Below are 12,759 nucleotides of genomic sequence, written 5' to 3' on the forward strand. Positions count from 1 at the left end.
CTACTCTCCCAGTTGAACCGGCCGACGGTCAATCATGACCGGCAGGTAGGATATATGTCCATTGTCCTGAATCCCAAGGACCACCCTGGTCCTTGGCGCAATCGAGGCGATCGCCCGGGTTAGGCCGGCAGCGCCGGTCACCCAGTGTCCATCGACACTCACCACCACTTCGCCGCTGGTCAGGCCCGCCTGGTCGGCCGGCCCGCCGGGCTCGACGCCGGTGATGGCCGCACCTTCGCGACCGCCGGGCGCATCCGCCACCGACACGCCGAGCCAGCCGCGCGCAATGTCGCCGTGCGCGATCAGGGCGTCGACGATCGGCCGCGCGCTGTCGCTGGGGATCGCGAAGCCGATGCCGACCGAACCGCCGGACGGCGAGACGATGGCGGAATTGATGCCGATCACCTGACCCTGCATGTCAAAGGCCGGCCCACCGGAATTGCCGGGATTGATCGGCGCGTCGAGCTGCAGAAAATGATCGAACGGGCCATCGCCGATGTCCCGCCCCTCCGCCGAGACGATGCCCAGCGTGAAGGAATTGCCGAGCGCGAACGGGTTGCCGGCGGCCAGCACCCAGTCGCCCACCTGGGCCCTCGCGGAATTGCCCCACTGCGCCACCGGCAGCTTCCTGGGATCGTTGATTTTCACGATCGCAATGTCCGTGAGATCGTCCGCCGCGACGACTCGGCCCGGGAAACGCTCGCCATCATCCAGCGTGACGACGATGCTCGCCGCCCCCTTCACGACATGGTCATTGGTGACGATCATGCCGTCGTCCCTGACGATGAAGCCGGAGCCCGCGGCCTCGGAAACCTGTTGGGTTGGGCCGGGAAGCCCCGGGCCCGGCGCCGGCCCCTGGGTCGTGACGGCGTCCGCCGTCTCGGTCACGGCGATCCCCACCACCACCGGCGCCACCGCGCGCACCAGCGGCGCCAGCGAGGCCGGTGCGCGGACGAACAGGCCGAGCTGCGCATGCGCAGGTGCTGCGCCAACCAGCACGGCCAGAACCACCCCCAGCAGGCGGTATTTCGGGAAACGCTCCATGGGTTATGGGCAATGCCATCCCGATCCGCGCCGTGCAAGCCGTCCGCATGGCGGCAACACCACCGCCTGCAAATTTGCCGTCAGGCGTTGAAAACCCCGGCCTGCCTTACGAAATCGGAAGATGTAGCTCCAGCCGTTGAGCCGGGAACAACCGCTTCCGCTTAAGCGACTGAAATAGCTTGCAAAAGATAGACTGGAGCCTGCATCGCTGCGATGCGGCTCTCATCAGGAGGACGCCGATGCAAAGCCATATCGACCCCAACACGTTCGACCTCGAGCATCTGAAGCAGGAATTCAACCGTTTCCGCGCCGAACTCGCCGGCATGAATGATAAACTAAGCAATAATGCCGCCGAAACCTTGGAGCAGATGAGCGCCTATCTGGACAGGGGCCAGCTCTCTTCACGCGTCAGCATGCTGGAATCCGAGCTCGAACATCTGGCGGGGCGGCTGAAGGGCACCGGCAAGGATGCCGTGGCGAAGCTGGAACACGAAGTCGGCGCACGGCCGCTCGCCAGCCTGGCGGTCGCGTTCGGGGTCGGCGCGCTCGCCGCGCAACTGATTCGCCGCTCCTGACGAGGTTCGACAGCGTGATCAAGGGGGCGGCGATCTGGATTTTCCTGGCCGTCGCCGTCCTGTGCATCGCGCTGGCGGCGACCGGGTGTTTCGTCGCCGCTTTCTATCTCTGGATAGCCCCCCATCTGGGTGCTGCGGCTGCGGCGGCAATCACCGGGGCGGCGCTGCTGGGCGTGGCCGCCTTCCTCGCATTGGCCGGCGGCGTGCTCCTGCGCCAGCTGAAACGGCGGCGGGTCAGCCTGATGGCGGAATTCGGCAGCATCCTCGGCCTGGCGAGCAGGCTAACGGCGATGCTGGTGCGGAAGGATCCGAAAAAGGCGCTGCTCGTCTCGCTGGTGGTCGGCGCGCTCGCCGAATATATTTCCGTGCCCAGGCGCAAAAGCTAAAGGAAGTTAGGACTACTTTTTGTGAACAAAAAGTAGCAAAAAAACTTTGTTGTGCTGGGTTATGGGCGTTGTCGGCGACAACGCCCATAACCCAGCACAACAAAAATTTTTGGTAGTGGGTTAGTTTGAAAATTCCGCAACCTTCTTTTTGTAAGGCCCGCGAACCTTGGAAGCGGTCGCAGTTTCGCAAGCTTCCAAGAGCGCCACAATATCAGATATTTCCCACAGCCGGGTTTCGATGCCGGCGGCCATGGCCGGGCTAGTCCGCAACTTACCGTGAATTTTGACGTAGTTGTAATACATCATGTGAAGCGCGACTGCGTAAGCGTGATTTTCAAACTTCTTCGAAAAAGCATTAGTCAGCCGGGTAAAGCGGCGCATATGCATCCGCATCGTGAGGTTGTTTTTCTCGACATATGAGGTTGAAACATGCGCCATGTCGGGAGCGCCCATCATACGAGCTTTACGGGTTCCGGTGCAGTAAGCAGGGCTGTAGCGCCCTTTGGGCTCCGGCGCATCGCCGTAGAGCTTCGTCAAAATAGCATAGTCAATATCGCCACCAAAGGCGTCCTCAACCGCATCCAGATAGGACCGGAGGTTATCGGTAGTGAGTTGAACTTGACTTGCCAGCCGACCGGCCAGATCGGCCATGAAGGCATAGGCCGAAGGCGCGTCCCGGTTCGCCACAAGGTAACTAATGACTAGCTTGGAGTCGGCGTCCAAGGCAGTCCAAGTCCAAACGTCTCCAGCACCTTCCGGGGCGGCCTTGGCGGCCTCTACGTTGCGCTTCTTTGCGTAGCAAAAGGACCAAATTTCGTCGCACTGGACGCGCTTGGATTGAACGTCACGGACGTTTGCATCGTGGTAGTCCATGCAAACCTTGCCGGCATCGACCAGCAGTTTCGTGATCGTGATCTTATTCACGCCGGTTATCCGCTCAATTGCACGGATGCTGCTGCCCTCACAGAGAAGGTGAAGGATTTTAGCGCGATCAGCAGACGTGAGCTTGTTCATGAAGGGGAGAGTATCCCTTCATGCTTAACCGGTCAAGCAAAAAGTTATTTTGAAATCGGCGAGCGGAAGCGCTCTTTAACTGAAGTGGGAGAGGGTGTGTTTGAAGGTTCACCCTCTTCCGGCCATTGCTCCCCATGAATCTTATGTTGACGAGCAGCAAGCTCCCAGGTCGATCCACGCTCACTCTTAGCACGTGAAATTGCGTGTTCAACAACTTGACGAGAGCTACGCATTACTTCTGTTCTCTTTTCAAACAATCTATTATTCATCATCCACCTCGATGATTTGCCCAATCGCCGTTACAGACCAAAGTTCCGTGGCTATTCTTGCAAACAAATCCTCAACGATATCGTTCGGCAGCATTACATTTAGCCCAAGATTCAAAGCATTGGAGGCAGAACTCTGAGGTCTGCCCATCGAGTTTCCCTTTCCCGCCTCAGCTCGATCTATGACAAATGAATGTGTCGAATATTTCGAGACAAGCGCATCTGCTATGCGCTCATAGTCTCGCGCATTATAATTTTGCCGCATCAAGCGGATCGCATAATCTTCTGCGACCTTTAGCTCACGCGATTTTTTGGTAAGTTCAATGGTATCGATTTTCTCGACCAGCGGCTTCACCATGCTAGTGGCGTATTGCATCGCCATGGGCATAACGATTTCAGCCTTCTTCCCAGTCCTCGACAAAAACAGAAACATCGCTTGGTCGAAGGCCGACAATGCGTATGCGTTCAATCTCTCTAACGATTGAACGGCATTCAACGCCGAATCATAATCCTCTTTGTCGTCATCGTACATTTGAACATCCAGAGGTCCAAGTTCGGCCTCTGAGCCCATGATGATCTCCTTGCCTCCGAGCGAAAGCAACGTGGCCGCGCTTTTGGCGTATAGAGGCACAATAGTATAAAACTCATTCGTTCTGCGCTGAAATAGCCGCGCAATCTTGTAGGCATCTCCCGCGCTCCCGCCTGGAGAATGTACGAGAAGGCCAACTTTTTCGTCTTTTTTGATTGCATTCTTCTGCGCATTAAAGCCTTGGCAAATCCGACTATTAAGGTCGCCAAAATGATTCCCACCATTCTGGATGAGAACCCATAGTTTGAGCCCAAGTGCTTCTTGTAGTTGTAAAACGGCCTCCGAAAAGTCGGCCGTAAATGGCTTGTCTTGGTAGATGCTCGCTTTGCACATACCAGCTTTCACCGATGCTTCATCTTGGCTAGACGAAGCAGGCGTGACGTCTTGATCTGATGCAGTTTCATTGTAATCATTCGGCATCACGTTTCCACCTAGCTTTGGCCGCATTTTTGGCGATCCTACTTCTTTCTTCAGAGGATAAATTTTGCGCCCTTGCCACTCCTCCTTTTAGGCCGCCCTTTCGACCGAGAGCGACAGCCGCCAAATTTTTTCCCGATTGCGGGTCGATAAGGACGTCTTCCGCCTCACCACTGGCGATATCCACTATTAGCTTGGCGAGCTGGTTCGGGTCGGTCGGGCGTTTGCTTGAGCGGTTAGGCATACCCTAAATATGCACACTCCCGAACCAATTCCTAGCCTGTAGCGTTTCATATTATAACGTTTCTTAAATGATCAGATGAATTGCATCACAAATACGTGATTCTCGGCAAGGTTGAAAGTGGGTGACTGCAAGGATATCGCCGCGTCCGTAAGCGGTCAAGCATTTTTGTTATTTTCAAACTAACCCACTACCAAATTTTTGCGCCGCTTTTTTTAAAAAGCGGCCACTTTCTTCTCTTCTGCGACCTCGGCCTGCCGCAACAAGCGCAGAAAATTCCCGCCCCAGATTTTTTGCAAGGCCACCCGATCGTAGCCCCGTCGCGCCAGTTCCGCGGTCAGATGCGGCGCCTGTGCGGCGTTCATGAAGCCGTGCACGCCGCCGCCGCCGTCGAAATCCGTGCCGATGCCGACATGGTCGATGCCCATGCGGTTCACCGCGTAATCGACGTGATCGGCGATGTCCGCCACCGTGAGGTCGGCAGCGCGCGCCTTGGGCCGCAGGAAACCGGAGACGATGGTGATCTGCGCCAGGCCGCCGGTCGCCTTCAGCACGTCGAGCTGTTCGTCATCGAGATTGCGCGGATGATCGCACAAAGCGCGCATGCAGGAATGGGTGGCGAGGATCGGCGTGGCGGAGCATTCCGCCGCCTGCATCATGGTGGTTTTCGCCGCGTGCGAGACATCGACCAGGATGCCCAGCTGGTTCATGCGCGCGACCACCGCGCGGCCGAAGGCGGAGAGCCCGCCATGTTCGGCGTCGGCGTCGTTGAGGTCCCGCCTTGGGATCGCCGCGTCGGCGATCTCGTTATGGCCGTTATGGGTCAGCGTCATGTAGCGGATGCCGCGCCGGGCAAAGGCGTCAAGCGTCGCCAAATCAGTGCCGAGCGCGTAGCCGTTCTCGATTGCCGGAATGATGGCGAGCTTGCGCGCCGCGAAGGCGGCTTCCACCGCAGCCGCGGTCACAGCCATGACGCCGCCTGAGCCGTCTCTCGGCGCCATCGCCTCGATCGCGTCGAGCATGGCGCTGGCCCTGGTGGTGGCGGCTTCGTGCCCGGCCTGGTCGCGCGGCCCCTGCGGCACGTAGGCGGCGAAGCACACGGCACCGATGCGCCCGGCGCGCAGTTTCGGCAGATCGACGCAGCGCGCGCCGTTCTCGAACGGGCTCGGCCCGTGCGGCCAGGGAATGTCGACATGGGTGTCGATGGCGAGGAGGCCGTCATGCGGATCGGTCAACATCATGCGGCATCGTCCAGCGCCCGGCGGCCAGCGTCAAGCGCTTTGCGCATGACGGAAGGCAGCGGCGCCGTCGCCGCCGGGGCGCGCAGCGCCGCTTCGGGGAGTTTTTCACGCGCCACCAACACCGAGAGCGTCAGGGCGAAATGAGTGAACACATGTTCGATCGCCCCGGCATCGCGCCACTCAGCCGCGACCGGTGGCGCCTCGGGCAAGGCCAGCATGCCGCCGAGCAGCCCGCGTGGCGGCCGGCGGACCAGAAACACCTCATCGGCGTCGTCCAGCAGCACATAGGCGATGCCGGTACGGCGTGGTTTTGCGGGCTTTTTGGCCCGGCGCGGCAGCTCCGCGGCAATTTTTTGGTCCTGCGCGGCGCAATGGCCGAGCCAGGGGCAGATGCCGCAGGCCGGGCTGCGCGGCGTGCAAATGGTCGCGCCGAGATCGAACAGCGCCTGCGCGAAATCCCCCGGAGCCCGCGCCGCGTCATCGTCCATCAGCCGCACAGCCGCCGCGGCGATCGCCGGCTTGCCCGCGGGAAGCTGTGCCTCGATGCTGAAAACCCGCGCCGCCACACGTTCGATATTCCCGTCCACCGGCAGGACCGGGGCCCGAAACGCGATGGCGCCGACCGCATTGGCGGTATAGGGGCCGATGCCGGGCAGCGCGCGCAGCCCCTCGACGGTCCGGGGAAATCCGCCTTGTGCCGCCACCGCCTGCGCGCAGGCATGCAGGTTGCGGGCCCGGGCGTAATAGCCGAGCCCCGCCCACATCCCCAGCACCTCGTCCAACGGTGCGGCGCCGAGCTGCTCGACGGTGGGATACGCGGCCAGGAATTTCGCGTAATAAGGGATCACCGTGGCCACCACGGTCTGCTGCAGCATGATCTCTGAGAGCCAGACATGGTAGGGATCGGCTGGAACCCCCGGCGGCGAACGCCAGGGCAGGTGCCGCCGGTGGGTGGCGTACCAGGAAAGGAGTTTTGAGGCCGGTGGCATTGGAGACGGAGAAGAAGCGGGTTTCACGGCAACAGGATGTGCCGTTGCCTGAGGCGTCGCGCAACTACGCGCCGCGCGGTATCGCCGCCCTTCTGGCGCCGGTGGTGCGTCCGGTGTTCCGCAAGCGCGCTCCGGCCGCGGCGCAGCTGTTGTCGGACTGGCGCCAGCTCGCCGGAGCGGAGCTCTATGCCCGCGCGACCCCGCTGAAATTCGCGGGCGGCACGCTCACTTTGGGCTGCACCGGCCCCACCGCCATGGAACTGCAGATGGCGGAGTCGCAGATCATCGAGCGGCTCAACCTCGCCCTCGGCCAGAAGCTGGTGGAGCGGCTGCGCTTCACGCAACAATCCCCCGGCGTCGCAGCACCTCGGCCGGCCCGACTCGCGGCTGCCGCGATTGAACCGCCTGCGGATCTACCGGAGGGGCCCCTTGGCGAAGCCCTGGCGGCGCTGTACCGCGGTATGAAAAGTCGCTCGTGAATTTACGATTCGACGCGGCCGCAAAAATTCGATTACACTATATTTAGAGGTAATTATGCGTTTATACCGTCGTTCGATGCTATCTCTTGTGGGTGCGACCATTGTGGCGCCTTCCGCTTTCGCCGCCACGAGCGCACCTTCCACCGCCGCCTCGCCGTTCAGCGAGCGCTCCATCGGCTCGCCCAACGCGCCGGTGAAGGTGATCGAATATTTCTCCCTCACCTGCACGCATTGCGCGGAATTCGGCACGGTGACGATGCCGCAGGTGAAGCCGAACCTGGTCGATACCGGCAAGGTGCAGATGATCTACCGGGATTTTCCGCTCGACGACGTGGCGCTGATGGCCGCCCAGGTGGCGCGCTATTTGCCGGCGGCGCAGTATTATCCGTTCATTGAGGCGCTGTTCGCCAGCCAGAATGACTGGGCCTTCGCGCCGGGCGTGAACTATAAGCAGAGCATCTACAAATACGCCGCCCTCGCCGGCATGGACCAGGCCACCTACAACGCCGCCCTCGCCGACACCAAGCTGCGGGCTTTCATCCTGAATGAGCAGCAGGTGGCGGAGAAGCAATTCAACATCAACGCCACGCCGACCTTCATCATCAACGGCAAGATCATGCCCGGCGCCATGGATTATTCCGATTTCCTCGCCGCGGTGAACCAGGCCTCGTAAGGAGACACGATTGCCCGCCCGTTTTGCCCGACTGCGCATCGCCGGCTTCAAGAGCTTCGCGGATGCGACCACTGTGGAAATCCTGCCCGGCCTGACCGGAGTGGTGGGGCCGAACGGGTGCGGCAAATCGAATGTCATCGAGGCGCTGCGCTGGGCCATGGGCGAATCCAATGCCCGGCAGATGCGCGGCGCCGAGATGGAGGACGTGATTTTCGCCGGCACCACCGGCCGCTCCTCGCGCAACCTCGCGGAAGTGACGCTGACGCTGGAAGAGACCGCCGGGCTCGCTCCGCCGCCCTTCCACGAAGCCCCGGACCTGGAAATTTCCCGCAAAATCGAACGCGGTTCGGGCAGCACCTACCGGGTGAACGGCAAGGAGGCGCGCGCCCGCGACGTGCAGACACTGTTCGCCGACCTCGCCTCCGGCGCCCGCGCCTCGGCGATGGTGAGCCAGGGCCGCGTCGGCGCGCTGGTGAATGCCCGCCCCGATGAGCGCCGCGCCTTGCTCGAAGAGGCCGCCGGCATCACCGGCCTGCACGCCCGCCGCCACGAAGCCGAGCTGAAGCTCAAGCAGGCCGAGCAGAACCTGACCCGCGCCGACGACCTGAAAGGCCAGATCGAGTCGCGGCTGGCGGAGCTGAAGCGCCAGGCGCGCCAGGCCAGCCGCTATCGCAATCTTTCCGGCAATATCCGCGCCGCCGAGAGCGAACTGCTGGCGATCCAGCAGGCCCTCGCCGTCATCGCCCGTGAAAAAGCCGAGGCCGCTTTTTCCGCCGCCGAGTCGCTGGTGGCCGAAGCCGCCGCCAACGCCGAGCTCGCCACCACCCGCGCCGCCGAAACCGACGCTGCCCTGCCGGCTTTGCGCGAAGAGGAGGCACTGGCCCGCACCGGCTTGGAGCGCGCACGCATTGCCAGCGAGCAATCCGCCGAGGTGGAAAACCGCGCCCGCGCCGCGCTGAACGAGGCAAGCGCGCGCCTCGACGCGCTGACCCGCGACCACGACCACGCGCAAAAACTCGTCGCCGACGCCACCTCCGCCCGGGCCCGCCTGGAAGAGGAACAAGCACGGCTGACGCGCGAGCAGGAAACGGTGCCGGCAGCCCTTGAGGAAGCCGGCGCCGCCGAACAAGCCGCACTTGAAGCCGTGCGCGGCGCCGAAACGGCGGCCACAAGCGCCACCGAGGAAGCCGCGCGCATCGCCGCCGAGGCGGAGGCCGCGCGCCGTGCCCTGGCCGAGGCCGAGCAGCGCGCCCGCCGCGCCACCCAACGCTTTGGCGAGGCCGAGGCCGAGTACCAGAAAGTCGCCGCGACGCTGATCCCGCCGGAGCGCGTCGCCGCCGCTGAAGAAGAACGCGCCGCCGCCGAGGCCGCCCTCGCCGCCGCCCGCGACGCGGTGACCGCAGCCGAAGCCGCACGCGCCCAGGCCGAAGCCGGGCTCGCCCAATCCCGTGCCCAGGCCGCCGAGGCGGAAGCCGCCGCGACCAAGAGCGGCGCGGAATATGACGCGCTGGCGGCGATCCTGGCACAAAAATTCGGCCGCGAGGGCAAGCCGGTGCTGGACGATCTCCAGGTGCCGGACGGGCTGGAAACCGCTTTGGGCGCCGCCCTGCGCGAGGAACTTTCGGCCTCCGCCGATGAACAGGCGTCCCGCCACTGGCGTCCGCTGCCGGATCTCGATCTCCCGGCGGCACCGCTGGAATCGTTCGCGAAAATTGTCGCCGGCCCGGCGGCGCTGACCCGCGCTTTGTCGCACATTCTCCTCCTCCCGGAAGGCGGGGATGGCGCCGCGCATCAGGCGCACCTCACGCCGGGGCAGATCCTGGTCTCGCGCGAGGGCGCCGTATGGCGCTGGGACGGCTACACCGTCCGCGCCGGTGCCAAATCCGAGGCCGCGGTGCGGCTGGCGCAGCGCAACCGCCTGACCGTGCTGGAACGCGAGCGCAGCGACGCGCGCCAGCTTGCCGAAACCGTGCGCGCCGCACGCCAGCAGGCCGAGCAGGCCGAGCGCGAAGCCCGCGCCGCCGAGACCGCCGCCCGCGAGGCGCGCCGCACCGGCGAACAGCGCTTCGACCGCGCCCGCAACGAGGCCATCCGCCTGACCGCCGAGGCCGAACGCCTCGCCGCCCGCCACGCCCAGGTGCAGGCGCAGCGCAACCAGCTGGAAGCCGAGGCGCAGGAGGCCGAAGCCGCCTTCGCCGCCGTGAAGGCCAATGCCGCGCAGCTCCCCGACGTGCAGGCGGCGCGCGCAGCGGTGGACCAGGCCCGCGCTGCCCTCACCGCCGCCCGCCAGGCCGAATCCGCGGCGCGGACCAAGCTCGAATCCCTGCGCAGCGCGGAGGCCGCGCGCACCCGCCGGCTCGAATCGCTAAGCCGGGAAATGAACGACTGGCACGAACGCGGACGCGACTCGGGCGACCGTCTCTCCGACCTCGCGGCTCGGCACGAAGAGGCGAAAGCCGCCATCTCCGCACTTGAAGCCGCCCCCAATGAGGCCGCCCACGCCCGCCAGGAAGCCAAGGACAACCTGGCCGCCGCCGAAGCCGCGCACCGCCGCACGGCCGAGACCCTGCACAAGGCCCAGGCCGACGCAGATGCCGCCGCCCGCGCCGCTCGCAAGGCCGAAAGCGACGTTAGCACCGCGCGAGAATCCCGCGCCCGCGAGGAAGGCAACATCACCGCCGCCAACCACGCCTGGGGCACGGTCGCCGAGCGCATCCTCGAACGGCTCGGCGTGAATCCCACTTTGCCGGAACCGCCCGCCGACCTCTCGCCCGACTCCGAGGACAAAGCGAAGCGCCGCTTCGAACGCCTGACCCGCGAACGCGAGGAAGTGGGCCCGGTGAACCTGCGCGCCGAAATCGAGGCCGGCGAGGCGGAAGAAGCCATCGCCACCATCGACCGCGAGCGCGCCGAAATCACCACCGCCATCGCCAAACTGCGCGGCTCGATCGGCCACCTGAACCGCGAAGGACGCGAGCGCCTCTCCACCGTGTTCAACCAGGTGGACCAGCACTTCCAAACCCTGTTCAGCCGCATGTTCGGCGGCGGCAAGGCGCACCTGGCCATGGTCGGCTCCGACGACCCGCTCGAAGCCGGGCTGGAAATCTACGCCCAGCCGCCCGGCAAAAAACTCAGCACGCTCTCCCTGCTCTCCGGCGGCGAACAGGCACTCACCGCCCTCTCCCTCATCTTCGCGGTGTTCAAATGCAACCCCGCACCGATCTCGGTGCTCGACGAGGTTGACGCGCCGCTCGACGACGCCAACGTGGAACGCTTCTGCACCCTGCTGGAAGACATGGTCCGCGAAACCGGCACACGCTTCATGGTCGTCACCCACCACCATCTGACCATGGCCCGCATGGACCGCCTCTACGGCGTCACCATGCAGGAACGCGGCATCTCCCGCCTGCTCTCCGTCGACCTCTCCCGCGCTGTGGAAATGGTGGAACCGGATCGGATGGCGGCGGAGTAAGGAAGGAAGCAAGCAGCCGCTTTTTAAAAAAAGCGGCGCAAAAATTTTTGTTACTCTGGGCCTGGGGCGCTGAAACCGACGCGGTCTCACCCGGATGTTAGCCGCGGAACTAAGCTAACGAAGGGCAAACCATGTTCCTTTGTTCGATCCGCCAAGCGCCTGTTCCTTCGTCCCGACCTGCCATCGAAATGCTACCGCGCGGAGATGTTGTCAGGGATGGCCTCGTTAGAGGCCACCGCGCAGCGGCGCGCAGCGTCCTTGACAACATTGAGCACGGTAGCAGGCTGGTGCGAGGTCGAGGCGTAAGCGCCAAGTTTAGGATCTGGAACTTAGGTTCTTGCTGGGGGCGTTTTCAAAGGCAACGTTAGCCTGCAGCCGCTACGGGGGAATGACGTCGGGCGCTGCATCTACAACTGTCATTTACGCCAAGCTCCCGCTTCCAATTAATCTGGCCTAAAATCATCAGCCATTTTCTTTGCGTCAGCTAATTGATCGGGCGTCAACTCTTTTGATAATTCTGCCATATCATCAAGATCGGAATCATTATCTGGGTCATCGTGGTTTCGAGCTTGAATGGAATACCACATGTAAGCCAAAACTTGATTTTGGGGTACTCCACATCCATCTTGATATGCCAAAGCGATATGAGCCTGGGCGTCCAACAGACCGTTTTTGGCGGCGGCCTCATAAAACATAGCGGCCTTGGCTTCGTCTTTTGGAAAATCAGTGCCTATGTCGTATTGCTGCGCAAGCGCATACTCAGACAGAGTGTCACCCTGGGCAGCAGCATTTTTAGTCCATGCAACAGCTGAGGTATAACCGCTTGAGCTACTCAGGTCATCGTCACCTGCATCGTACATGTCGCTGAGCCCATACTGGTTGTCGTATCCCCGGCTGGCCCCCTTTTCTCCCCAAAATTCTGCCTGACTGTCGTTTGACGCTATGCCATCGCCATTTTCATACAAGAGGCTCATATTGTATGCTGCTCTAAGGTTGCCTTCTTCAGCGGCTTTCAAAGTCCACTCGGCGCACATCGAATGGGAAACCTGAGTACCTTGCCCCCAGAAATACATGAGGCCTAGGTTAAAGGCCGCGTCACCATCGTTTTCCGTATTATTGTTTCTTTGTTTAGTGCTTTTGTTAACTTCATAAACAAGAGCAGTCAAAATTACACACGAGAGAAAAAAGCTGAAATTTTCCTTGCAAACGCATTCATGCCGCAACTGATCTTCCCCTAGCACTACAGTTGCAGTTTTTTAAGGTGGGCGTGTCTTGCTGCGGCCTGATGAGCCCGTCTGAATGTTGACCATTTAAGGATACGCGCGACGGGCAGTTGGCGCTGCGCGAGCTTCAGGGCGAGCCGCCGGATTTCC

Annotated in this window: 12 protein-coding genes; 5 read left to right on the forward strand and 7 right to left on the reverse strand. The window is 62.5% G+C overall.

Annotated elements, in window-relative coordinates:
* Complete coding sequence (locus VGG47_RS13770) at nucleotides 1-1,044, reverse strand: S1C family serine protease (protein WP_331539521.1); 1,044 nt, start codon at nucleotides 1,042-1,044, stop codon at nucleotides 1-3.
* 239 nt (nucleotides 1,045-1,283) lie between these two features.
* On the opposite strand from VGG47_RS13770, the gene VGG47_RS13775 reads away from it, so the two are divergent.
* Both VGG47_RS13775 and VGG47_RS13780 read left to right on the forward strand, forming a co-directional pair.
* On the forward strand, nucleotides 1,284-1,619 hold the full coding sequence (locus tag VGG47_RS13775) for a hypothetical protein (RefSeq protein ID WP_331539523.1): 336 nt from the start codon (nucleotides 1,284-1,286) through the stop codon (nucleotides 1,617-1,619).
* Between the two features lie 14 nt (nucleotides 1,620-1,633).
* The gene (locus VGG47_RS13780; RefSeq protein ID WP_331539525.1) at nucleotides 1,634-2,005 is read left to right on the forward strand and encodes a hypothetical protein; all 372 of its coding nucleotides are present in this window, start codon (nucleotides 1,634-1,636) and stop codon (nucleotides 2,003-2,005) included.
* 120 nt (nucleotides 2,006-2,125) lie between these two features.
* Here VGG47_RS13780 and VGG47_RS13785 read toward each other — a convergent pair whose 3' ends face one another.
* The 5 genes from VGG47_RS13785 to VGG47_RS13805 form a co-directional block, all read right to left on the reverse strand.
* Nucleotides 2,126-3,019, reverse strand: coding sequence for an IS1 family transposase (locus VGG47_RS13785; RefSeq protein WP_331539527.1), 894 nt, complete (start codon nucleotides 3,017-3,019; stop codon nucleotides 2,126-2,128).
* A 44-nt stretch (nucleotides 3,020-3,063) separates the two neighbouring features.
* Complete coding sequence (locus VGG47_RS13790) at nucleotides 3,064-3,291, reverse strand: hypothetical protein (protein ID WP_331539529.1); 228 nt, start codon at nucleotides 3,289-3,291, stop codon at nucleotides 3,064-3,066.
* Entirely contained in the window at nucleotides 3,281-4,294 is a 1,014-nt protein-coding gene (locus VGG47_RS13795; RefSeq protein ID WP_331539543.1) for an SDH family Clp fold serine proteinase, read from the reverse strand. Before VGG47_RS13795 ends, VGG47_RS13790 begins: the two co-directional genes overlap by 11 nt.
* A gap of 453 nt (nucleotides 4,295-4,747) precedes the next feature.
* Nucleotides 4,748-5,773: a dipeptidase gene (locus VGG47_RS13800; protein WP_331539531.1), complete on the reverse strand. Its 1,026-nt coding sequence runs from the start codon at nucleotides 5,771-5,773 to the stop codon at nucleotides 4,748-4,750.
* On the reverse strand, nucleotides 5,770-6,762 hold the full coding sequence (locus VGG47_RS13805) for an A/G-specific adenine glycosylase (protein ID WP_331539533.1): 993 nt from the start codon (nucleotides 6,760-6,762) through the stop codon (nucleotides 5,770-5,772). Before VGG47_RS13805 ends, VGG47_RS13800 begins: the two co-directional genes overlap by 4 nt.
* Here VGG47_RS13805 and VGG47_RS13810 point away from each other — a divergent pair.
* From VGG47_RS13810 to VGG47_RS13820, 3 genes are all read left to right on the forward strand, one after another.
* Complete coding sequence (locus VGG47_RS13810) at nucleotides 6,756-7,241, forward strand: DUF721 domain-containing protein (protein ID WP_331539535.1); 486 nt, start codon at nucleotides 6,756-6,758, stop codon at nucleotides 7,239-7,241. The two genes, VGG47_RS13805 and VGG47_RS13810, sit on opposite strands and share 7 nt — an antisense overlap.
* A 76-nt stretch (nucleotides 7,242-7,317) precedes the next feature.
* Complete coding sequence (locus tag VGG47_RS13815; protein WP_331539537.1) at nucleotides 7,318-7,914, forward strand: DsbA family protein; 597 nt, start codon at nucleotides 7,318-7,320, stop codon at nucleotides 7,912-7,914.
* Between the two features lie 10 nt (nucleotides 7,915-7,924).
* A complete protein-coding gene (locus VGG47_RS13820; RefSeq protein ID WP_331539539.1) occupies nucleotides 7,925-11,386 on the forward strand; it encodes a chromosome segregation SMC family protein in 3,462 nt (1,153 codons plus the stop codon).
* 443 nt (nucleotides 11,387-11,829) lie between these two features.
* Here VGG47_RS13820 and VGG47_RS13825 read toward each other — a convergent pair whose 3' ends face one another.
* Nucleotides 11,830-12,627, reverse strand: a complete 798-nt coding sequence (locus VGG47_RS13825; protein WP_331539541.1) for a tetratricopeptide repeat protein — start codon at nucleotides 12,625-12,627, stop codon at nucleotides 11,830-11,832.
* Between the last annotated feature and the right edge of the window lie 132 nt (nucleotides 12,628-12,759).

This window comes from Acidocella sp., from assembly GCF_036489515.1.
Taxonomy (GTDB): Bacteria; Pseudomonadota; Alphaproteobacteria; order Acetobacterales; family Acetobacteraceae; genus Acidocella.